This window comes from Tenacibaculum caenipelagi (genome assembly GCF_004363005.1).
GTDB lineage: Bacteria > Bacteroidota > Bacteroidia > Flavobacteriales > Flavobacteriaceae > Polaribacter > Polaribacter caenipelagi.
In genome coordinates this window covers 431518-452913 of record NZ_SNYH01000003.1, presented here as the reverse complement: position 1 = coordinate 452913, position 21396 = coordinate 431518, and the positions used below count along the sequence as shown (strand labels likewise).

General features: G+C 31.8%; 25 protein-coding genes. 6 read left to right on the top strand and 19 right to left on the bottom strand.

Annotated features, from left to right (window positions below):
* Positions 1-33: 33 nt before the first annotated feature.
* The 6 genes from coaE to DFQ07_RS08710 form a co-directional block, all read right to left on the bottom strand.
* Entirely contained in the window at positions 34-624 is a 591-nt protein-coding gene (coaE, locus tag DFQ07_RS08735; RefSeq protein WP_133535914.1) for a dephospho-CoA kinase, read from the bottom strand.
* 1 nt (position 625) lies between these two features.
* Complete coding sequence (locus DFQ07_RS08730; RefSeq protein ID WP_133535912.1) at positions 626-1555, bottom strand: YbbR-like domain-containing protein; 930 nt, start codon at positions 1553-1555, stop codon at positions 626-628.
* A gap of 81 nt (positions 1556-1636) precedes the next feature.
* Positions 1637-1957: a preprotein translocase subunit YajC gene (yajC, locus tag DFQ07_RS08725; protein ID WP_133535910.1), complete on the bottom strand. Its 321-nt coding sequence runs from the start codon at positions 1955-1957 to the stop codon at positions 1637-1639.
* Complete coding sequence (locus tag DFQ07_RS08720; RefSeq protein ID WP_133535909.1) at positions 1957-2424, bottom strand: DUF1573 domain-containing protein; 468 nt, start codon at positions 2422-2424, stop codon at positions 1957-1959. The genes yajC and DFQ07_RS08720 overlap by 1 nt, the downstream gene beginning before the upstream one ends.
* A gap of 38 nt (positions 2425-2462) precedes the next feature.
* Positions 2463-3401 carry a transcription antitermination factor NusB gene (gene nusB / locus DFQ07_RS08715; RefSeq protein WP_133535908.1) on the bottom strand — a complete coding sequence of 313 codons (939 nt, stop codon included), beginning with the start codon at positions 3399-3401 and terminating at the stop codon, positions 2463-2465.
* Positions 3402-3478: 77 nt separating this feature from the next.
* On the bottom strand, positions 3479-4579 hold the full coding sequence (locus DFQ07_RS08710; RefSeq protein ID WP_133535907.1) for a Glu/Leu/Phe/Val family dehydrogenase: 1101 nt from the start codon (positions 4577-4579) through the stop codon (positions 3479-3481).
* Between the two features lie 156 nt (positions 4580-4735).
* Between DFQ07_RS08710 and DFQ07_RS08705 the strand changes: the two genes are divergently transcribed.
* Entirely contained in the window at positions 4736-6490 is a 1755-nt protein-coding gene (locus tag DFQ07_RS08705; protein WP_133535906.1) for an ABC transporter ATP-binding protein, read from the top strand.
* Positions 6491-6572: 82 nt separating this feature from the next.
* Positions 6573-6938: a PUR family DNA/RNA-binding protein gene (locus tag DFQ07_RS08700; protein ID WP_133535905.1), complete on the top strand. Its 366-nt coding sequence runs from the start codon at positions 6573-6575 to the stop codon at positions 6936-6938.
* A gap of 176 nt (positions 6939-7114) precedes the next feature.
* Here DFQ07_RS08700 and DFQ07_RS08695 read toward each other — a convergent pair whose 3' ends face one another.
* Genes DFQ07_RS08695 through DFQ07_RS08685 form a run of 3 tightly spaced genes read right to left on the bottom strand, consistent with a single transcriptional unit; the run spans position 7115 to position 9427 of the window.
* Positions 7115-8161 (bottom strand): chorismate-binding protein, encoded by a 1047-nt coding sequence (locus DFQ07_RS08695; RefSeq protein WP_133535904.1) that lies wholly within the window; start codon positions 8159-8161, stop codon positions 7115-7117.
* The gene (locus DFQ07_RS08690) at positions 8158-9009 is read right to left on the bottom strand and encodes an alpha/beta fold hydrolase (protein WP_133535903.1); all 852 of its coding nucleotides are present in this window, start codon (positions 9007-9009) and stop codon (positions 8158-8160) included. Before DFQ07_RS08690 ends, DFQ07_RS08695 begins: the two co-directional genes overlap by 4 nt.
* A gap of 1 nt (position 9010) precedes the next feature.
* A complete protein-coding gene (locus tag DFQ07_RS08685) occupies positions 9011-9427 on the bottom strand; it encodes a PaaI family thioesterase (RefSeq protein ID WP_133535902.1) in 417 nt (138 codons plus the stop codon).
* Positions 9428-9484: 57 nt separating this feature from the next.
* On the opposite strand from DFQ07_RS08685, the gene DFQ07_RS08680 reads away from it, so the two are divergent.
* The 3 genes from DFQ07_RS08680 to DFQ07_RS08670 all read left to right on the top strand — a co-directional run bounded on the left by DFQ07_RS08680 (position 9485) and on the right by DFQ07_RS08670 (position 11362).
* Positions 9485-9985: an IS1096 element passenger TnpR family protein gene (locus DFQ07_RS08680; RefSeq protein ID WP_133535942.1), complete on the top strand. Its 501-nt coding sequence runs from the start codon at positions 9485-9487 to the stop codon at positions 9983-9985.
* A gap of 3 nt (positions 9986-9988) precedes the next feature.
* Positions 9989-10609 carry an L-threonylcarbamoyladenylate synthase gene (locus DFQ07_RS08675; protein WP_133535901.1) on the top strand — a complete coding sequence of 207 codons (621 nt, stop codon included), beginning with the start codon at positions 9989-9991 and terminating at the stop codon, positions 10607-10609.
* 84 nt (positions 10610-10693) lie between these two features.
* A complete protein-coding gene (locus DFQ07_RS08670) occupies positions 10694-11362 on the top strand; it encodes a ceramidase domain-containing protein (protein WP_133535900.1) in 669 nt (222 codons plus the stop codon).
* Here the strand turns inward: DFQ07_RS08670 and DFQ07_RS08665 are convergent.
* The 4 genes from DFQ07_RS08665 to DFQ07_RS08650 form a co-directional block, all read right to left on the bottom strand.
* Positions 11354-12352 (bottom strand): glycosyltransferase family 2 protein, encoded by a 999-nt coding sequence (locus tag DFQ07_RS08665; protein ID WP_133535899.1) that lies wholly within the window; start codon positions 12350-12352, stop codon positions 11354-11356. The genes DFQ07_RS08670 and DFQ07_RS08665 overlap by 9 nt on opposite strands.
* A gap of 247 nt (positions 12353-12599) precedes the next feature.
* Positions 12600-13229 (bottom strand): hypothetical protein, encoded by a 630-nt coding sequence (locus DFQ07_RS08660; RefSeq protein ID WP_133535898.1) that lies wholly within the window; start codon positions 13227-13229, stop codon positions 12600-12602.
* Positions 13230-13677: 448 nt separating this feature from the next.
* Positions 13678-14226, bottom strand: a complete 549-nt coding sequence (locus DFQ07_RS08655; RefSeq protein ID WP_133535897.1) for a nucleotidyltransferase family protein — start codon at positions 14224-14226, stop codon at positions 13678-13680.
* A gap of 6 nt (positions 14227-14232) precedes the next feature.
* The gene (locus tag DFQ07_RS08650) at positions 14233-14676 is read right to left on the bottom strand and encodes a type I restriction enzyme HsdR N-terminal domain-containing protein (protein WP_133535896.1); all 444 of its coding nucleotides are present in this window, start codon (positions 14674-14676) and stop codon (positions 14233-14235) included.
* 361 nt (positions 14677-15037) lie between these two features.
* On the opposite strand from DFQ07_RS08650, the gene holA reads away from it, so the two are divergent.
* Entirely contained in the window at positions 15038-16039 is a 1002-nt protein-coding gene (gene holA / locus DFQ07_RS08645; RefSeq protein ID WP_133535895.1) for a DNA polymerase III subunit delta, read from the top strand.
* Positions 16040-16092: 53 nt separating this feature from the next.
* Here the strand turns inward: holA and DFQ07_RS08640 are convergent, their stop codons facing one another.
* The 6 genes from DFQ07_RS08640 to meaB all read right to left on the bottom strand — a co-directional run bounded on the left by DFQ07_RS08640 (position 16093) and on the right by meaB (position 21308).
* Positions 16093-17934 (bottom strand): PLP-dependent aminotransferase family protein, encoded by a 1842-nt coding sequence (locus DFQ07_RS08640; RefSeq protein ID WP_133535894.1) that lies wholly within the window; start codon positions 17932-17934, stop codon positions 16093-16095.
* 210 nt (positions 17935-18144) lie between these two features.
* Positions 18145-19014, bottom strand: coding sequence for a hypothetical protein (locus DFQ07_RS08635; RefSeq protein ID WP_133535893.1), 870 nt, complete (start codon positions 19012-19014; stop codon positions 18145-18147).
* Positions 19015-19131: 117 nt separating this feature from the next.
* Positions 19132-19590, bottom strand: coding sequence for a hypothetical protein (locus DFQ07_RS08630; RefSeq protein ID WP_133535892.1), 459 nt, complete (start codon positions 19588-19590; stop codon positions 19132-19134).
* Positions 19591-19702: 112 nt separating this feature from the next.
* Entirely contained in the window at positions 19703-19864 is a 162-nt protein-coding gene (locus DFQ07_RS15580; RefSeq protein WP_166627756.1) for a hypothetical protein, read from the bottom strand.
* Positions 19865-19891: 27 nt separating this feature from the next.
* Positions 19892-20236 carry a tRNA-binding protein gene (locus tag DFQ07_RS08625; protein WP_133535891.1) on the bottom strand — a complete coding sequence of 115 codons (345 nt, stop codon included), beginning with the start codon at positions 20234-20236 and terminating at the stop codon, positions 19892-19894.
* Positions 20226-21308, bottom strand: coding sequence for a methylmalonyl Co-A mutase-associated GTPase MeaB (gene meaB, locus DFQ07_RS08620; protein ID WP_133535890.1), 1083 nt, complete (start codon positions 21306-21308; stop codon positions 20226-20228). The genes DFQ07_RS08625 and meaB overlap by 11 nt, the downstream gene beginning before the upstream one ends.
* Between the last annotated feature and the right edge of the window lie 88 nt (positions 21309-21396).

Here is a 21396-nt window from a genome sequence, read left to right as displayed (position 1 = left end):
TAATTTTAACAAACTCAGTTGATAAAGTGTAAATTAGAAGATATTTTTTGTTAAATAATTGTGGATTTTTAACACTTGTTGCTTTGAATTGTTAAGAGTAACATTATCAATTAGATAATGAGATTGCAATGTTTTTTTTGTTACGTTCCATTGGTTTTTTATCCTATTTTTTACGTCTTCAATGGTAACATTATCTCTTTTTACAACACGGTTGATTCTTACATCTTCTGGTGCAGTAACGGTAATGATTTTATCGCAAAAAGAATCACTCCCATTTTCAAAAAGAATTGCATTTTCATACAAAATATATGTTTTATCAGCATTTTTTTTTATAAAACGTTGAAAATGCTCATTAACAATAGGATGTACAATAGAGTTAAGAGTGGCTAACTTTTCTTTGTTTTTAAATACTATGGAAGCCAAGTAAGCCCTGTTTAATTCATTATTTACATAAGTTTGTTCGCCAAATTCTGAAATTAACTGAGTTTTAATCCTCTTTGAGGTAGACATTAATCTTTTTGCTTCATCATCAGCAATGTATATTGCAATATTTTCAAATTCTGAAAACATTTTAACTATGGTAGATTTTCCGCTACCTATACCGCCTGTTAAGCCTACTATCATATTACTCGTAAGTTAAAAAATCAATTTTATCAGGAACTATTCTTATTAATGTAACTAAATCTGGAACACTTTTTAGTTTAGGGGTGAGGTAGTTGATTCCATTATCTTTAGATTGTGTATAATCGCACTCTACCTTAAATAGATCAGGGGTTATATCATTGAAGTTTTTTAGCCCTACTTTATATATTATTTTTACTTTTTTCGGAAAAATATTAATACCCTTCGGAGCATTTTTTACCACCACAGGAACTTCTATCTCACCTTCTGTAAACTTATCAACAGATATTTGAATATTTACAGATTTATGGTTTGCTTTAAGTTGCACATCTTCAGGGAAAATAATCGGAGTAGTAACATTTTTATTTTCAGAAAGGTTTTCTAGAACAACTTTTTCTAAGTTTAACGAATGCAGGTTGTTTAGGTAGGTTTCGTCTCCAGAAACAATTATGCTATCTGGGGTAATTGTGATAGGTTTTGAAAAATCGTATCCCAATTGAAATGTAACGTTTAAGTCGGCTTTTAATGATATTTTTTTAGAACTCAATACGCCTATTTTTAAAGGGATACTGTCCTGCTTTATTTCTAATAATTGAATTCCAGATTTAAGTTGATTTTGTATTTTAGGAAGCAAATTTTTAGATAGAAAAAAATACTCATTACCTTTTTTCTTAGTAGCCTCGTTTAAGTTTAGTTGAATTGGTTTGTGGGTTAAGCCTGATGCAAATAAATTATATCCACTACTTTTTAGTATAAGTGTTATTTTTTTTACTGGTGTACTGATTAGTGTTTTTTGTAGAGAAAGTTTTGTGTATTCAATATCATATTCAACCTCTGCATTGTATTCTTTTGATAAGTTAATGAGCAACCAAAAAAATATTGAGGTAGTTAAAAAACCAAAGAAGGTTTTAGGTATGTTAAACTTTTTTTTCAAACATTAAGATATTGCTGCAATCTACATAAAAAACAAAAAAAGTGAGCCTATAAGCTCACTTTTTTATAAAAAGGTATTCTGTTAGTTTTTACTATCAGTATTGTATTTTTTACTTAGTTCCATAGAAATGGCAGAGCGTTCAAATTTAATTTTACCAGCTCCTGTTTCAATAGTAACGGTATTATCGGTGTCGTTAATTTCAATTATTTTTCCGTGAATACCACTAGTTGTTACTATTTTTGCTCCTTTCTTGATTTCAGTTTGAAATTGTTTTTCCTTTTTTTGACGTCTCATTTGTGGACGAATAATTAAAAAGTAAAAAACAGCAATCATTGCTACAAAAGGAAGCATATTCATTAAGCTTTGCTGTGTGCTAGCTTGTAAAAAAATGGTTATAAACATTATACAGTTTTCTTTTTAGGGGTTACCATTCCGTGAATTTTAATAACTTCTCTACCTTTTTCAGTGTTGGTAGTTAAGGTTATCGATTTTGATTGTTTATTAGGTTTTCCGTTAGTGTTAAATTTAACCTTAATTTCACCAGTTTTACCAGGAGCGATAGGTTCTTTTGGCCAATCAGGGATAGTACATCCACAGCTAGCTTGTGCGTGAGTAATAACTAAGTCTGCTTTACCTGTATTGGTTACTACGAAGGTAGTTTCAACAATGTCTCCTTCGTTAACAGTACCAAAATCGTAATCTTCTTTGTCAAAAGAAATAGTAGGAGCACCTAAATTAATAGTGTTATCCCTTTTTTCTGCATTTTCAACATTTTCTTTTTTTACTTTTGATGAAGCATTTCCTTGTCCGCAAGAAACTAATAATCCAGTCGAAACAACTAATGCTATTGCTACTGCTAATTTTTTCATTGTAAATATTTTTAATTTGTTGTAAAAGTACTAATTTATTACAATAAACCCCTGCCAATTTTAACCATCTTATCTTCAGCTAAATAATCTTTGGCAAGTTTGTCTAAAACACCATTAACAAAATAACCGCTTTTGTTAGTAGAGTAATCTTTAGCTAATTCTATATATTCGTTAATGGTAACTCTGCTTGGAATAGAAGGGAAGTGTAAGAATTCTGTTATCGCCATTTTAATGATAATCATATCAATGTCAGCAATTCTATCTGTTTCCCAGTTAGGTGTTTTTTCTTTGATGTCTTCTTCATATTTATGTTGATGTAGCATTGTTTTATTGAATAAATTTGATACAAATGCTTTGTCTTCGTCATCTTTATAAAGACTACCTAAAATAAAAGGATTGCTTGCTTTTTGTTTATTTAACGACTTTAGTATCCAAGTATTCACAAAAGGCATATCATCTACCCATGAAATCATTTTGTCTTCAAAATAATCAGCTAATTTTTCATTAGGAGCTACTATTTCTCTAAAAAAATCAATTACAAAAGCTCTGTCTACATTAAAAGAGTCTTCAACAGTATCCATGTACTTTTCATAGATAGTACTTTTTTGTAATTCCTCTAACAAAATCTTTACATATTCATCGTCAAGATCCCAATAATTAAGCTTATTAAGCTCAACATAGCCTTCTAAACTTACACTTTCATTCAGTAAGTTTATGAGTTTGTTATCAATAAATTTTGTGTTAGGGTTTAATTCTTCTTTAGTAGCAAGAATTTTCTTTTTAGAAAGCTCTATTCTTTTACGAGCTAATTTTTGTACTTCAACTAGTAATTGAAGATTTAAAACGTACAAGTCGTACATTTTTTGAATGCTGTGTTTCAAGAATTTTTCTTCTTTAACTAAATCATCATTGTGCGATTGTTGCATAGCATAAATCGACTGCATCACTTTAACTCGAATATGTCTTCTATTAATCATTTTAAAGAACTTTAAAAAAAAGAGCGTAAGAAACTATTTCTAACGCTCTGCAAAAGTAAAACTTTTTTGTTTTTTATCTAGCTATTTTGCTCTTTTTTACGAGCATCAATTCTTGCTTGTGCGATATTAAAAGCAGCTTGATGTGTAGTGATATTCTCTTTTTCAGATAAATTGAAAATTTCTAATGTAGTATTATAGATGTTTTCAGTTCTCTTTAAGCTTTCAGCTTTGTCGTAACCTTCAACTTCTGCATATACATTAATAATACCACCAGCGTTGATTAAGAAATCAGGAGCATATGCAATTCCTTTTTCTTTTAACATCATACCGTGTCTTAATTCGTCAGCTAATTGGTTATTTGCAGCACCAGCAATTACTTTCGCTTTTAGCTGTGCGATACTTTCATCATTAATCGTAGCACCTAAAGCACAAGGCGCATAAATATCAAGATCTAATCCGTAAATATCGTTTCCTAATACTACGTTTGCACCGTATTTTTTGCTCAATTCTTCAAGACGAGCTTCATTAATATCGTTTAAGATAACCTGAGCACCTTCATCTGTAATGTGCTTAACTAAAGTTTCTCCAACATGTCCTACACCTTGTACTAAAACTTTTTTACCGTCTAAATTATCAGTTCCAAATTTATATTTAGCTGCGGCTTTCATTCCCATGTATACTCCGTAAGCAGTTACAGGAGAAGGGTTTCCAGATCCACCAATAGCTTCAGAAACACCTGTTACGTGTGGAGTCACCTCACGAATAACATCCATATCACGAGTTTCCATCCCAACATCTTCAGCAGTAATATACTTTCCGCTTAAAGAATTAACAAACTCACCAAACTTACGCATTAATGCGTCATTTTTTTGAGTCTTAGCATCACCAATAATAACTGCTTTACCACCACCAAGGTTTAAACCAGTAATAGCAGACTTATAAGTCATACCACGAGACAAACGTAACACATCGTTTAAAGCTTCCCATTCACTTTTATATTGCCACATTCTTGTACCTCCTAAAGCAGGCCCTAAAGTTGTGTTATGGATACCGATAATTGCTTTTAAACCTGTATCTTCGTCGTTGCAAAAAACAATTTGCTCGTGATTGTCAAAAGATAACTGACCAAACACTGGGTCGTTCTTAAGATCTTTAGTATCAATGATTTCTGATGTCATTTGTTTAAGTTTTTTAATCTGAGATAATTTAAGCAATCTCAAAAATTTGAGCACAAAAGTAAGAAATCGTTAAAACATAAGCAAAAAAAGAGAGCTTAATTATGGTATCTTTAACAGGGGCTCTTTTTAAAGTTTAATTTTTATAAAAAGATAAGGTTGAAAGCATTACAATATTTAAATAAGTACTTTATTAAGTATAAATGGAGATTGTTATTAGGGGTTTTTATTACAGTATTAGCCAAAATATTCACATTAAAAATTCCAGATTTTGTAGGAGATTCGTTGAACGTAGTAGAAGATTATCAATTAGGTAAGATAACTGAATTAGAAGAAGTGAAAAGTATTCTTCTAAAAAATATCTTATTAATAATAGCGGTAACATTAATAGGAGGTTTTTTTACTTTTTTAATGCGTCAAACAATTATTGTGATGTCTCGATTAATAGAGTTTGATTTAAAAAATGAAATTTATCAGCAGTATCAACGATTATCGCTTAACTTTTATAAACAGAATAGAACAGGTGATTTAATGAATCGTATTAGCGAAGATGTTTCAAAGGTGCGTATGTATGTTGGACCATCTATTATGTATTCATTAAATATGTTAGTGTCATTTGTGATTGGTTTTACTCAGATGTATGCAATTTCTCCAAAGCTAACTTTGTATACCATGATACCATTTCCTGTTTTGTCAGTATCAGTTTTTATTTTAAGTAAGCAAATTAATAAGCGAAGTACTGTTGTGCAGCAATACTTATCAAAGCTAACTACATTTAATCAAGAGTTTTTCTCAGGAATCAATGTCGTAAAGTCGTATGCAATTGAGGAAGTAGTAATCAAAAATTTTGATGATTTAGCTGATGCCAGTAAAGAAAAGAATATTAATTTGTATAAAGTGCAAGCCTTATTTTTTCCTCTAATGATTTTATTAATTGGAATTAGTAATGTTATCGTTTTATATGTAGGAGGAAGATTGTACATTGATGGAGAAATTCAAGTAGGAGCTATTGGAGCATTTGTTATGTACGTAAATATTTTAACATGGCCAGTAGCGGTGGTAGGTTGGGTGACATCGATGGTGCAACAAGCAGAGGCTTCTCAAGAAAGAATTAATGAATTTTTACAGCAAGTTCCAGAAATAAAAAACACAAATGAAGGAATAACAGAAATTGAAGGTGAAATTGAGTTTAAGCATGTTTCATTAACTTATGAAGACACTAATATTACAGCATTAAAAGATGTTAGTTTTAAAGTTGATAAAGGTGAAACCTTAGCAGTTTTAGGAAAAACAGGAAGTGGGAAATCATCCATTATTAATTTGATATCACGTTTATACGATACAACTGAAGGAGCAGTTTTTGTAGATGGGAAAAACATTAAGGATTGTAATCTTTATGATATAAGAAATCAAATAGGATTTGTACCACAAGAACCATTTTTGTTTTCAGATTCTATTGAAAATAATATAAAATTTGGAAAAGAAGATGCTACTAAAGAAGAAATTATAGAAGCGGCAAAAAACGCAGTGATTCACGATAATATTATTGATTTTAAAGAAGGATATAATACTATTTTGGGAGAAAGAGGAGTAACGCTTTCTGGAGGACAAAAGCAACGAACATCAATAGCTAGAGCGATTATTAAAGATCCTAAGATTTTAATTTTTGATGATTGCCTATCAGCAGTTGATACCGAAACCGAAGAGCGAATTTTGTCAAATTTAGAGCGAGTTTCAAGTGATAAAACCACTTTAATTATAAGTCATAGAGTTTCATCGGCAAAAAATGCGGATAAAATTATTGTATTGGATGAAGGAAAAATAATTCAGCAAGGGGTTCATAATCAATTGGTAAAAGAAGAAGGGTATTACAAAGAGCTATATGAACAACAACTTTTGGAAAAAGAAATATAGCGTTTCGTATTGCCAAGTCAAATATTTTGTTAGATTTGTTGAAAAATTTTAAGTAAACAACTATTATTTAAGCAAAAGAATTATGAGCGAGAGAGTAGAACAAGAGGAAATTTTTTCACAAGTTTTAAGAGCAGGAAGAAGAACGTATTTTTTCGACGTTAGATCTACAAAGGCAGATGATTATTATTTAACAGTAACAGAAAGTAAGAAGTTCACTCACGATGATGGATCTTTTCATTATCAAAAACATAAAATTTACTTATACAAAGAAGACTTTACCGATTTTAAAGAAATGTTGAATAAAGCAACAGACTTTATTGTAAACGAAAAAGGTTCTGAAGTAATTAGTGAACGTCACCAAAAAGACTATAAGAAAGAAGAAGAAGGTATTGCTACTGAAGCTAACTCTACAGAAAGTTTTACAGACGTTTCTTTTGATGATATATAAACAGAAAAAAACTGTTTAGTAATAATATAACCCTAACGCAATTTTTTGTGCTTAGAGTTTATAGAATTCTAAAAAAATCAATTCAAATTCAATTTACACACGAAAACCGCCATTGCTATAAAGCAATTGGTGGTTTTTATTTTAATATTTTATAACTAGGTACAATTATGTAGGTACTACAACACCTTTTTCATAGTAATTGTTTTTGCAGTGGTTTCTTCCCATTCTTTTGTAGGGTCACTGTCTTTTGTAATACCACCTCCAACATAAATAGATATAGTATTGTTTTCAACTTCCATACAGCGCAAGTTTACAAAAAGTTCAGAGCTTATAGTTTTATTTGTGTTTAAGTTTAACTCACCTAAAAAGCCAGTATAAAAGTTTCTGCTATAATTTTCATTATTTGTAATAAACTGTTTGCTAGCCATCAAAGGTAACCCACAAACTGCGGGAGTAGGGTGTAGAGTATTTATTAATGTAGAACAATCGGTAGTCAAATTACCATGAATAACAGTTCTTATATGTAATAAATTACCAGCCTTAATGGTTTCTGTTTCAGAAGTAGTTATTTCTGAACAAATTTCAGATAATCTATCAATAATATAATCAGTAACAAACTGTTGTTCTTCTATTTCTTTAGGTTGCCAGATAACATTAGTAGTTCCGTTATAAATTTGTGTCCCTGCCAATGACATTGTAGTAAATTGATTGTTTTGAATGCTGACTAGAATTTCAGGAGTAGCCCCCAACCATAAACCTACTTTTGGATGATACCATACATATACAAAAGCAGTAGGGTAGTTGTATAACAATTTCTGAAAAGTTTGAATAAGGTTAAAATTAGATACTTCAACTTTTTCTTTTCTAGAGAGTACTACTTTTTTAAATAACTTATTTTTAATGGCTTTAACTCCTTTTTTAACTAATTGAATATGATTTTCTTCGGAAGAAGAATCAGCAGTGTAAGTTGCATCATCAATAAAATTGTTATTGAGAGTTATCTCCTCTTGGTAAAAGTCAGATTGCTCTTCAGGAATTATAATAGCCTTTTCACTACTATCAAAAGGAGCAAAAATGAACCCGCTCTCGCTGTAATTTATTGAGGTAATTAAATTATTGTTTTTTTGGAACCTACCCTTTAGTACAGAAGTATTGGGTTTTCTATAGGCAACAAAAGGCAATTGTTTTTGTAAGGTTTCTTCTATTTTTAAAAAAATATTCAATCTAATTGATGTATTAAAAGTTGTTTAATGTCGTCAAATTTACTCCAAATAAATCCATGGCCAGCATCAGGAATACTAATCAATTCAAACTGATTTTTTGGGAATTGATCTTCTAAAAATGTAGAATTTTCAAAAGGAACAATCCGATCGCTAGTTCCGTGAATACTTACTATTTGATTTGGGGAGTTTTTCCAGTTATTTTCAAACAACTGTAGGTCTTGTTTATGAGATAGTTTTTCTTTGCTAGCTTCTTGCCAAACAGAAGGTACTAACCATCGTGTTAACTCCCATTTATATAAATTTAAAGCCCAAGGCATAGGTTCTATTTCACTATACACCGCAGGTGCTAGTAAAATTATTTTACGAACTTTTTGTTGTATAGCAAGTGTAATTGGTCCTCCGTAAGAATAACCTACTAAAATTGTTTTGTTTGGAGTTAGCTTTTGTAAAATACTTTGTAACATATCTCGTTCAAAAGCAATACTTTCTTGTACAGAATTTTTGTCTTGATAATTATAACCGATTCTATCGTAAGAAATCATGTTAGCTTTACTAAGCAGTAAGCTGTCTTTCATATATTTTGAAAAATCTGTAGAAGAACCAATAGTTCCGTGAACAAAAACTATGGTTGGTAAGGTTGTGTCCTTTTTAATAGTAAGTTTTCGATATTCGAATCCTCTAAAATTTTCATAGGTTATAACTAGGGTAATAGAGCTATTTTCAAACTTTTTAAGAATTTCTTTATCAGATTTTGGAGCGGTAAAGTTCGAAAATAAGTAATATAAAACAAGGAGTATTATGAAAAGAAATATTCCTGTAATTTTTAAGATTTTTTTTAGCAATTTCATCCTACTGTTTGTCTAAAACAATATTGGTGATCTTACAAAGAGAAATCAAATTATTGTCTTCGTCTACAATTCTAACTTCCCATAAATGTGTTGTTTTTCCTTTATGAATCGCCTTAGCAGTAGCAAAAACTACTCCTTCTTTTTTACTTTTTACATGATTAATGCTAAGTTCAATTCCCTTTACAATTTTATTTGAATCCTTTAAAAAAAAAGCAGAAGCACAACTTCCAACAGACTCTGCTAAAGCAGCAGTAGCACCTCCATGTAGCAATCCGTAAGGTTGATGTACTTTTGGAGTTACTGGCATTTTTGCAGTAATAAAATCATCCCCTAAATCGACAAACTCAATTTGTAAAGTTTCCATTAAGGTGTTTTTATTGTAATTATTAAGGATTGTAAGAGATTCTTGCTTATTCATTTTACTAAAAATTATCATCCAAAAATACGTATTTTTGTAATGATTAAAAATGACAGAATGTATAAAGTACGTGTAATTTTAGATGCGAAAGAAGACATTATAAGAACCTTATTGGTAAATGAAACAACTTCATTAGAGAAACTACATTTAGATATCGCAAAATCGTTTGGTTTTAACGGACAAGAAATGGCTTCTTTTTATCGTACAGATGAAGAATGGAACCAAGGAGAAGAAATTCCTCTTTTTAATATGTCTGAAGCAGGTGAGGGAATTTCAATGGCTACTTGTATATTGAATGAAACGTTACCTAATCAACATGACAAGTTGATTTACGTATATGATTTCTTACAAATGTGGACGTTTTATGTGGAGGTAATTGAACAATCAAATGAAGTGATTACTGAAACAAAAATAATATTATCTGTTGGAGAGATTCCAGAAGAAGCACCCGAAAAAGAATTTAAAGCAGATGATTTTTCGACTGACTTAGATGACGAATTTGACGATGAATTTAATGATTTTGAAAGTTTAGACGATTTTGATTTTGACAATTACTAAACTATGGCACAATTTATAAAACTGTATGATGACAATCCGAATCCTAAAGAGATTCAGAAAATTGTAAAGGTATTACAAAATGGAGGATTGGTGATTTATCCAACCGATACTGTGTATGGATTAGGTTGTGATTTTACCAACAATAAAGCCTTAGATAAAGTTGCAAGAATAAAAGGAGTTAAGCCTGAAAAAGCTAATTTTTCATTTGTGTGTAACGATTTAAGTCATTTGTCTGATTATGTCAAGCAAATTGATACCTCTACCTATAAAATTTTAAAAAGAGCATTACCTGGTCCATATACATTTGTGTTACCAGGAAGTAATTCATTGCCTAGAGCATTTAAAAAGCGTAAAACAGTAGGGATTCGTGTGCCTGATAACAATATTGCTAGAGCGATAGTTAAGGCATTAGGAAATCCGATTATATCAACATCAATCCATGATGAAGATGAAGTGTTAGAATATACTACTGACCCTGAACTGATTTTTGAAAAATGGCAAAACATAGTAGATGTGGTGGTTGATGGAGGTTATGGAGATAATCAGGCATCTACTGTAATTGATTTAACTACTGATGAACCTGAGATTATCCGTGAAGGAAAAGGAAGCTTAGATATTTTGTAATAGAATGCTTAGTCGAAATCTTAAAAAATCACTTTCTAATTAAAAACACAATTCCTATCTTAGTACAGAATAGAAAAAGGATATATGTTTTTACTGGATAGATTCCCCAACGACAGCGGACCAATATATCAAGAAACCATCGCAGGCAGATTGCCTGTTGAGCCTTTCAATACTTTCAGCAACTTAATTTTTATTGTACTACTGATTTACTTCGGAAGAAGAATCTATCAAAACCCTAAGCAACACCCATTTTTTCTGTTTGCCATTCCCGTAATATTTATTAGCTGGATAGGAGGTACCATGTTTCACGGTACAAGAAGTCATGAGTTTTGGTTGTTGTTAGATTGGATTCCTATTATGATTGTATGCTTGGGAGCCATTATTTATTTCATAAGAAAAATTAAAAAGAAATGGTGGCAACGAATAGGGATTTTGTTGGGAATGTTGATAGTATCTATTTTACCAAGATTTTTACCCATACCTATAGGGTATAGAACATCGTTTGGTTATGCAGTAACAGCTTTAGCAGTGGTAACCCCTTTGGTATGGTATGCTTACAAGACACACTGGAGAAATGTAAAATACATAGCATACGGAGGAGCAGTTTTTGGAATAGCTTTATTATTTAGAACTCTAGATAAAAAAGTAGAGTTATTACCTATGGGTACACATTGGTTATGGCATACTTTTGGCGGAATAGCAGTCTTCTTTTTACTCTACTATATCTATAAAGATGAGCAAGAATTAACGTAATTCGGTAAACTTTTTTCTTCCTTTAGCATAATACTGCCAAACTACAGATTTATGCTCGTAGTAATTTGATTTTTTTGGAGATCCTTTTCTCTTTTTTATGAACTTAGAAAGGTGTGCATAAAAACTAAAATGAGCTTTTAAAATAGCAAACAAGTGGTTGGGTTTCCCTTCTAGTAAAAATTTAACGCTAGCCAATCCGTCTAAGATTAAACGAGAAAAAATAATTGGAAACAATTTAGCAGAAGGTAAGTTTTTAACTAAGTTGAGTAAACTATTCCTAAAATTTAAAAATGTTTTTTTAGGATTCAAAGTATCTAGTGTTGCTCCACCTACATGATACACGGTTGAAGCCCCAACGTACTTTATAATATGTCCACCGTTTTTAGCACGCCAGCATAAATCAATCTCTTCCTGATGAGCAAAAAAGTCTTCGTCAAAACCGTTGAGTTGAAGAAAAACTTCAGAACGAATAAAAAAACAAGCACCTGATGCCCAAAAAATTTCAGTTGTATCGTTAAACTGTCCGTTATCGGTTTCCAAATCGTTAAAAAGTCGACCTCGACAATAGGGATATCCAAAAGCATCAATAAAACCACCACCAGCACCTGCATATTCAAATTTAGTTTTGTTTTTAAAGTCTAAAATTTTTGGCTGAATAATAGCAGTATGTGCTTCTTTTTCAAAAATAGATAGAATAGGTGTTAGCCAGTTTTTGGTAACTTCAATATCAGAATTTACTAAACAATATACATCAGCATCAATATGTTGTAAAGCGTCGTTATATCCTTTAGCATATCCACCGTTTTGGGTGTTTTGTACAATTTTAACAGAAGGAAAATGTTGCTTAACGAATTCAATTGAATCGTCGGATGAAGCATTATCAGCAACATAAACTTCAGCTTCGTGGGAACTAAAATTCACCACTGAAGGTAAAAACTGCTCAAGCAATTTTTTTCCGTTCCAGTTTAATATGATAATAGCGGTTTTCAAGACGGCAAATTTACATTTTATAAATGAATTTGTGTTAAAAAAGCGGTAATCATTCTGTGTTCCGTCATTTCGAACGGATGAGAGAAACCGTAAGGTTCAGCGAAGCTAAATCTCATTCAAAGGAGTAACTCTTATGTTTAAGATTTCTCAGTCGTAGCCTCCTTCGAAATGATAATTGTGCTTCGCTATGACGTTTCAGTTTTGTCATTCCGACCGTATGGGAGGAATCTCACGAGGTGATTAATTCTTAGTTAGATTCTACATGGGCATATGTTACATTCTCTAAACTGAAGTTAAAAGGCTCAGGACCTTCACCAGTCATAACAATATCGGCACTATTAATACCAAACAAGTTAATTTCGGTGTTAATTTCCGAAATGATAGCAGAGTTCATAAGCTCTCCTTCTTCAATTTGTGAAACGACTCCAATATAAATATTTGGAGTAAACTTAAAAACAGCTTTTTGAGCTGGAGCAATTCCCCTTTTAGTAGCTAATAATTTACCATCTCTATAACAGTAGGCATCAATAGCACCACTAATCAAGTTGTTTCTTACTTCTACTTCGTCTGGATTTATTGCTGAAGTTGAAGATTTTCGTAAAATATTTCCAGAAATATCATTGGTCATTTCAAAAGTATCTCCATGGTTAGAAGTTAATGTAGGGGTGTGGTTTCCGTAGGAATCACTAGCAGCAACTTGAAAGTTGGTAGAGTAATGGATAGGGTGACTTTCCTTATGACTTGGGTTTTTAATTACCTTCCATGCAGTATGACGTTCATTAAAATTGCTTGCAACGTTCTTTTGGAAAATCACAACGCTACTATTATTAGCATCATTAGATCTGTTTATAAAGTTTAGTTTAATAGTATTGCTCATAAAATTAATTTTTAAAGTTTGGTATGAAGTTGTTTTGTTATGTGAATTTAAGAAATAGAGTGTAAAAAAGATAAACGAATGTTATAAGCGCATAATTTTTTGTGTTGAAATATGTGTTGGGTGTCATTAAAGAAGTTACCGTTATTGAGAAAGACAAAGGAGAAGAAATTATAATTTCGAACGAATAAGAGAAACTGTAAGGTTCAGCGAAGCTAAATCTCATTCAACTAAGAAACTACTATGTTTAAGATTTCTCCTCCTACCTCCTTCGAAATGACATTATAGTAATCGTCATTGCTAGCCTTTCATCTGTCGCTCAAGACAGGCTAAAGTGAAGCAATCTGTTAATTGAAAAAGAGATAGCAACGTCGTTATCACTCCTCGTTATGATGTCTTATTTTTGTCATTTCGAAGGAGGTAGGAGGAGAAATCTCATGAGGTGAGCCTTTTACTCTTCAATAAACAACTTTTCCCAAGTATTTTTCCATCCTTTGTTTGTAACTCTGGTACGATACGTTGTCAAATCAAAATTAGGAGTGGGCTTCACTACAAGGTTAAATAAATCATTTAAACCATATGGAGCAATAATCTTAATCTGATTATCTGAGCTTAATTGAACAGCAATAGCTGTCGCTGTTTCAGGCCAATAAGAAATAGCTTCACAACAATTTTTATATGGCAGGTGACCATTTCTTATACTCATCCTTACTTGGTTTTTTACAGACCAATTTACAGAGGGAATCATAGCGCTTAGTTTTTCTTCAAGTAGTAAGTCACTTTCTCTAGAAGCGTTGTTTTCGTCAAAATAAATTACATCAATGTCGTTTAACGAAGTCCTTGTTCTATTGTGTTTATAATCCCAAATTTTATTTCTAACAAAACCAGCTCCAATCCAACAATCAGGTAAGCTTAAACTTTTAACGGCCTCTAAAATGGATAACATCCATGCATCTTTTTCTATGATAGTTACAAATTCAGTTGTTAAGTCGTTATTCATAAGTGTTTAGTTGTACTCAGGGATGTCTCTTAAAAACACATAAGTTTCATTCTCTTTATCTAACACACAAAAAAAGTGTTGTAATCCGTTGGTGACAATTAGGTAGTTGGCATCTAGCTTTAAATTATAACGCGCAATTTGATCAAAAGTATCTTGTGTTATTTTAATATGTGGAGCCTTACATTCTACAATAATATTCGGGTGTCCATTCGAAGAAAAAACGACAATATCAGTACGTTTTTTTAAGTTGTTAATAACTAGTTGTTTTTCAATTGCTATTAAAGAAACAGGATAGTTTTTTTCTTGAATTAATAACTGAACAAAATGCTGGCGCACCCATTCCTCTGGAGTTAAGACCACATATTTTTTTCTCAAATTATCAAAAATAAGCGTCTTATTTTCGTTACTTTTGAGCTTGAATGTATAGCTAGGAAGATTGAGCTTTTGCATATGTCAAAAGTAAGAAATTTATAAGTTATTCCGAACGTCGAAGAGGGAGAAACCGTCATTGCGAGTGATAGCGAAGCAATCTGTATATTGAGAGTGAGATTACTTCAGTCGCACCTACTTCGTAATGAAGAGTTTCGTCATTGCGAGTGATAGTGAAACAATCTTTTTCTAGAAGGAGAGATAGCCACGTCGTTTTTACTCTTCGTTATGACGTTCCAGTTTTGTCATTCTGACCAGAGGGAGGATTCTCATGAGGAGAGCGATTCTTATTGTTGAAATTTCTCAGTCGTAAGCTCTTTCGAAATGACATTAGTTATAACATTTTAAATAACAACACCAAAAGAAGGCAGAAGAAAGACTTATGAACGAAATTAAATCTATCATATCCGATATTAAAGGAGGGAACATCAAACCCATTTATTTTTTAATGGGGGAAGAACCGTATTACATCGATAAAATTTCTGATTATATTGAAGATAATGTGCTCGATGAATCTGAAAAAGGATTCAATCAAGTAGTGATGTACGGTCGTGATGTGTCGATAGAGGAAATTGTATCATCGGCAAAGCGATTTCCTATGATGGCTGAAAAGCAAGTAATCATAGTTAAAGAAGCACAAGATTTAAGTCGTTCAATTGAAAAGATAGAAGCGTACGCTGAAAATCCGCAACCTAGCACGGTATTAGTATTCAACTACAAGTACAAAAAACTCGATAAACGTAAAAAAGCATATAAAGCTATTGCCAAGAGCGGACTTATTTATGAGAGTAAAAAGTTGTATGATAATCAGGTAGCTGATTGGATTCGTCAAGTGTTGGGTGGGAAAAAGTTTAATATAGAACCCAAAGCAGCACAAATGTTGGTGGAGTTTTTAGGTACCGACCTTAGTAAAATTAGCAATGAGTTAGACAAATTAACTTCGGTGTTACCTGCCGAAACGATTATTACCGATAAACATATTGAAGAAAATATTGGTATTTCAAAAGACTTTAACAATTTTGAGCTACGTAAAGCAGTGGGACAGCGTGATGTGGTAAAAGCGAATAGGATTATCAATTATTTTGCACAAAACCCAAAGAACAATCCATTGGTAATGACAATTTCTTTGCTGAACAGTTTTTTTACACAGCTGTTAATGTATCACGGACTGAAAGATAAATCGAAAGCTTCTGTAGCTAAAAATTTAGGGGTGAACCCTTATTTTGTTGATGATTATGTTAATGCTGCTCGTAATTATCCAATGCGTAAAGTATCGCAAATTATAGCTTTATTACGCGAAGCCGATGTAAAGAGTAAAGGAGTAGGAGCTAACCAAACTCAAGCAGACATCTTAAAAGAATTACTTTTTAAGATTTTACATTAATTAAATAGTTTAAGAATAATAACAAAAAAGGAGGTTTTTAAACCTCCTTTTAATTATATACTTTTTACAAAATCTAGAAAAACTTTTTTATGAAGTTCCAAATCCATATCAGGAGATAGTGCTACACGGGCAATATAATCTTTATCACCTTCTTTGGTAGTTCCTTGCGTTGAGGTAGCTGGGATTGTCCAGTAACATCCTTTTAGCTGTCCGTAACTTACACAATACTTACTTTCATCAGGAATTTCAGTAATCATTAAATTGATAAGCTTCAAGTTTAAGGCTCTTTTATAGGCTTCTTTTTCCTCAGCTGTATTTCCCTTGGTAGGAAGGTCTAATGAAAAGACTGATGGCGTAAATCTTTGTGAAGCTAGTTCTTCTGACACAAAATTAATTTTTGCTTCTGGTAAAACCTCATGGATAAAGTTTACAAACTCACGAGTATTCTTGTAAGCATCGCTAATTCGTTGCGTCATCGAAGGCATTTGTGTCGCTAATATTTCATATTGAAGCGGAGTCGCTTCATTATCACAAATGTGTAAGTGCTTTTCGATTTTATCGATTAAAACATTTGTTGTTTTGTTTCCAATACAATAACCCGCAGTACATTTACCTCCACTTGGGAATTTAGATCCGCTGGCAAAAGAAATAGTTCTAACGCTAGCTAACATATCCGTATCACCTAAAAAGTGTACGTTTGGACAGAAAGTTTGATCTAAAATAAAAACAGGATCTACCGCTATTTTACCAGTTGGAGTAGTACGTTTTTTACTTAAAACATCTCTTAAATCGGTAAGGTTTGGTACTTCAACCCTTGGGTTGGTAGGAATTTCAGCAATGATATAAGGAACCGCATCTTGTTCAGCAATATTGGTTAAGACCGTATCAATGTTTTCTACCATATTGTTGTCTCCGTCAACAGCAAAATCAACCACTTCTACATTATCTAAACAAGCTGCTACACGTCTTGCTTGATCATTAGTACCACCGTAACAGTTTGGTGGAACTACAATTTTAATTGATTTTCCTTGGTGATTTTCAAGCGCATAATCGATCAATCCCATTAAAATAGCATACTGAATTGAAAGTCCACTTGATGCTACCAAAGCTTTTGTGCTGGTATTGGTAATTTGATTGATTAATTTTTCAACTTTAGCTTTGTTTTGTACTACATCAGTCACAGTAGTGTCAGCAGATTCACCCACAAGCTTTTTTAAAGCTACCAAGGTGTTGGCAGGAGTCATGGCAATGGTTTCTCTTCTTCTTACATGTTGAATTTCTGAAATGTAAGCATCATTTTGTTCACCATTTACGAATACAATACTTCCTAATTCAGGGCGTGTATTAATGATAAAATCAATAGTTGAGTTGCTATTGAAAAGACAAATATCTTTTTGCTCAGAAATGAATACGGTACTACCGTCAAATTCTGTAATATTCTCAATACTATTAATTTTTTGTAACTCAAATTGATACCCGTATACATTTTTAATTACTTCTGCATCAAAAGAGCTTGGTAATTCATTAGTGTATACTATTCGTGTGTTTTTGTTAGCAAACAAATTTGCTCTTAACACTGCTAATACAGGAACGGTTTGCGACGAAAAGCTAATTATATTTTCTGCTTTTGTGTTATGTAATTTGGCTATCGTCCATTCTAATACAGATGATAAAGGGTGTCCTAAACGAATATAATCGTATGCAGTAGGTAATTCCTTCAATGCAGTAGCAGTTGCATTGTTGTTTTTATATAAATCTTCAAATTGCTCTAAAAACTGAGTTTTAGCTAGCTCTTCTACATAAATATCCAGTCGGTGTGTGGTTAGATTTAGCCAATCTACTGGCATATTTTCTAACACATTTTTTATATAAGTACGTGTAGTATTGTCTTGCATTATAGGCGTCTTTTAATAAGACTGCAAGATACGTTAATTAGATTTTTTTAGAAAGTTAGGAGAGGAGAGTTTTGTTTCGTTATTGATATCAACTATATATAGTTAGAGGATGAAAGTTTTAGTCGCAGGCTTTGTACTGAACTAAGTAACCCTTTTGTCAAAGGGTCTATTTTTTTGGGGTGTAGAGTCGCGCATTATATATAATAATTACTACAAATTAGTCTTTGAAAAAACTCTGTCATTTGCTTCTTTTAAATAAGATAAATCAAATTTTGTAAAATTATAATCGTCAAGATGCATAGAAAAATGAAATTTCTTAGTTTCTTCCGTGGCATTATCTTCTTTTACTTTTCTCAAAATAGTTTCCAATGTTACACTAGAATTGTCTTTTAAGACTTGAATTAGCTTATCCCAAGTGTAAATATCCATTACAAATAAATTTGAATAAGGAATAATTAAATATTCATTGTTTTTCCAAACTTTATGAGTTTCTTCCTCCAAAAATTGATTCCAAATATCTTCAGAGGTTCCTAAAAATAATTTTTTATATGTAATTATAATGCCAAAATATTCAGTTTGTGATTTTAAATTATGGGCAACATTAACCATTTGTTTTACATAGGCTTTAACCAAATTTTTTCTAAATTCATTTCCAAGAATTTTATCGGTAGGATTAGCACCCACATAGGGTTTTGATTCTATTGCTTTGACTTCCACAAAAACTTTGTCTGAAATAATAAAATCTACTAAGTTTTCTTTTAATCCAATTAATTTCTTCAATTGATTTTCAGTTGTATAATTCTGGTTTGATTCATTAAGTCCCAATTGGACATATTTTTCTAAACGCAACCCAAGTTCAGTAGTGAAGTTTTCATCTTTTTGTTTTAAGTACTCATAAAGAAAATAATTAAAGTTATGATGAAGTATATCTTTATGAGGAATTAATAGTTTATTCTTGTGCAAGAAATATGGTTTTCTGGTAAATAAAGAGGGTTCAAAAGTTTGAAGGTTATAGTTTCTTAAAACTCTATTGTCTTCATTCAATACTTCATTAATATTATCTTTAGATACAGTTAGCAAATCTAAATACGATTTTACTTCTTCTTGCGAATAGATTGTAATTAAGAGAGTCTTAATGTCATTATTTATATATCCATAATAAGGTATTTTCGTTAATTCCTCATTATGAGAATAAAGCTAAATTATACATGAAATATTTAAAAATGTAGATACAGAAAGGTTTGTTAAGTTTTTAAAAGACTCTTTGATGGAGTACCTTGATTTTAAATCATTGAATAAAATTAATTGTCTTGCAAAATTATCCCACCATGTAAATTCTTGATATAAGAATTGTTGATGGGCCAGTATCGTAAAAGTTTTTGTATAACTCTGTCCTTTTTTAATACGAAAGGTATTATGAGACATTTCTAATTCATCTATTTTTTTTAAGAGTCTTAAAATATCAGTTCTATTAGCTTTTTTAGCTTTGAGTTTCTTATCTGAAAATTCTAAATTCCACTTCAATAAAATCAAAGGATGCCAAAATCTATGTTTTTTTTCACCTTTTTCAAATTCTTTTAGGATTATTAAAAGCTCATTTGTTACTGAGTCAAGAGTGAGATTTCTTAATTTGTTTCTTATTGGTTTAAAATCCATAGGTTATTTTTTCAGCTTTTGACTAAATGATTTAGATATCCGTCATTTTAGTAAACTGATATAGCTTAGTAGCGAATATAGCTATTTTAAACTTTAGAAATCAAACCAAAAATTAAGTAGTCTCCTCCGTATCTAGTTTATCTATTTCATAACTGATGTATTCCTTATACAGTTTCGCGATAGACTTGGTTTCTCCAAGTATGGTAAGTACATCATCTGTTACTAAAACTGTTGAACCGTTGGGTGTAAACGTTTTGTCATTTCTTTCAACCAAAGCACTAAAACTTTTTTTAGTAAAAACTTACGCAACCTTAGTCCCATTTTTAACCGCACGTTCAGCTGTTAAAAGTGTCACTTCTTTATCATCACCTAAACCACCCAAAACCAAACATTCACTCATCATATTCGCAATTTGTTTTTTAGGAAAGTTTACCACAGCAACGACTTGTTTTCCTATCAAGTCTTCAGGTTGGTATAGCTTGGTAATTTGTGCAGAGGTTTTTTTAATTCCGTAGTCACCAAAATCTACCTGCATTTTATAGGCAGGATTTTTTACTTCTTTAAATAGCTCAGCAGAAATAATAGTACCTATACGCATCTCTACTTTTGTAAAATCACTCCAAGTTAAACTGTTATTATTTTCCATAGTTTTTATCTAATAATCGCTTTGCAGCCGTAAACGGTGTGGTTTTTCCGCTTTCTAGTTTGGCAACTTCTTGCTGCAATAATTCTTTAATTTTTGGGTTGTTGTAAAAATTACTTTTTAGTTGCTGATTAATGGTTTCTAACAACCAATAGTTATTCTGTTCGTTTCTTTTTTGTTGAAAATATCCAGAGTTTTTTGCCAACGTAATGTATTCATCAATCATAGTATAAATAGCGTCAATTCCTTGATGTTGAAGCGCACTTGCTAACAAAACTTTGGGTTGCCACCCACTATCTTTAGGTGGATATAAATGTAAGGCTCTGTTAAACTCAACTTTTGCAATCTTCGCATTTTTTTCGTTACCGCTGTCTGCTTTGTTAATCACAATGGCATCTGCCATTTCAATAATTCCACGTTTAATTCCTTGCAATTCATCACCAGCACCTGCCAACTTCAGTAATAAAAAGAAATCGGTCATGGAGTGTACCGCAGTTTCTGATTGACCAACTCCTACAGTTTCAATAATAATGGTATCAAAACCTGCTGCTTCACACAAAATAATACTTTCTCGTGTTTTTTGGGCAACACCACCTAGTGAAGTACCCGAAGGAGAGGGACGGATAAATGCGTTTTCATCAGTAACCAATTCTTCCATACGGGTTTTATCTCCTAAAATACTTCCTTTGTGTACCGAGCTACTTGGGTCTACTGCTAATACCGCGACTTTTTTACCCAGCGAAGTTAAATGTTTTCCGAAAGACTCAATAAATGTACTTTTTCCTACTCCAGGAACTCCCGTAATTCCGATTCGTACCGATTTGTTAGCATGTGGTAAGCAGGCTTCTAAAATTTCATTCGCCTGTTCTTGGTGTTTCGGGTTGGTGCTTTCTACCAAGGTAATCGCTCTACTTAAAAAAGGAATGTTTCCTGCTAATATTTGGGTTACAAATTCTTCGGTAGAGGTATTTTTTCTTCTGCTACGTTTTATTTTTTCTGCGGATGATTTACTAGTAGTTTCAGGTTGTGAAACCCCATCTTTTTCAGAGAGTGCAGATTTGTTTTTGTCGGTCATTGTATAGCTAAAACAGAATAATAATGTAAATTTAGAAATAAAAATGCAGGAAAATGCAACGGAGCAGAAAAAGACTCGTCTTTAAGGT

Bases quoted from the DNA above. Each gene is read 5' to 3' on its own strand.
- DFQ07_RS08680 (WP_133535942.1), top strand. From the start codon at position 9,485: ATGTATAAAGTACGTGTAATTTTAGATGCGAAAGAAGACATTATAAGA.
- holA (WP_133535895.1), top strand. From the start codon at position 15,038: ATGAACGAAATTAAATCTATCATATCCGATATTAAAGGAGGGAACATC.
- DFQ07_RS08670 (WP_133535900.1), top strand. From the start codon at position 10,694: ATGTTTTTACTGGATAGATTCCCCAACGACAGCGGACCAATATATCAA.
- DFQ07_RS08660 (WP_133535898.1), bottom strand. From the start codon at position 13,229: ATGAGCAATACTATTAAACTAAACTTTATAAACAGATCTAATGATGCT.
- DFQ07_RS08700 (WP_133535905.1), top strand. From the start codon at position 6,573: ATGAGCGAGAGAGTAGAACAAGAGGAAATTTTTTCACAAGTTTTAAGA.
- DFQ07_RS08685 (WP_133535902.1), bottom strand. From the start codon at position 9,427: ATGAATAAGCAAGAATCTCTTACAATCCTTAATAATTACAATAAAAAC.
- yajC (WP_133535910.1), bottom strand. From the start codon at position 1,957: ATGTTTATAACCATTTTTTTACAAGCTAGCACACAGCAAAGCTTAATG.
- DFQ07_RS08720 (WP_133535909.1), bottom strand. From the start codon at position 2,424: ATGAAAAAATTAGCAGTAGCAATAGCATTAGTTGTTTCGACTGGATTA.
- DFQ07_RS08640 (WP_133535894.1), bottom strand. From the start codon at position 17,934: ATGCAAGACAATACTACACGTACTTATATAAAAAATGTGTTAGAAAAT.
- nusB (WP_133535908.1), bottom strand. From the start codon at position 3,401: ATGATTAATAGAAGACATATTCGAGTTAAAGTGATGCAGTCGATTTAT.
- DFQ07_RS08675 (WP_133535901.1), top strand. From the start codon at position 9,989: ATGGCACAATTTATAAAACTGTATGATGACAATCCGAATCCTAAAGAG.
- DFQ07_RS08650 (WP_133535896.1), bottom strand. From the start codon at position 14,676: ATGCAAAAGCTCAATCTTCCTAGCTATACATTCAAGCTCAAAAGTAAC.
- DFQ07_RS08625 (WP_133535891.1), bottom strand. From the start codon at position 20,236: ATGGAAAATAATAACAGTTTAACTTGGAGTGATTTTACAAAAGTAGAG.
- DFQ07_RS08690 (WP_133535903.1), bottom strand. From the start codon at position 9,009: ATGAAATTGCTAAAAAAAATCTTAAAAATTACAGGAATATTTCTTTTC.
- DFQ07_RS08630 (WP_133535892.1), bottom strand. From the start codon at position 19,590: ATGGATTTTAAACCAATAAGAAACAAATTAAGAAATCTCACTCTTGAC.
- meaB (WP_133535890.1), bottom strand. From the start codon at position 21,308: ATGACCGACAAAAACAAATCTGCACTCTCTGAAAAAGATGGGGTTTCA.
- coaE (WP_133535914.1), bottom strand. From the start codon at position 624: ATGATAGTAGGCTTAACAGGCGGTATAGGTAGCGGAAAATCTACCATA.
- DFQ07_RS08710 (WP_133535907.1), bottom strand. From the start codon at position 4,579: ATGACATCAGAAATCATTGATACTAAAGATCTTAAGAACGACCCAGTG.
- DFQ07_RS08655 (WP_133535897.1), bottom strand. From the start codon at position 14,226: ATGAATAACGACTTAACAACTGAATTTGTAACTATCATAGAAAAAGAT.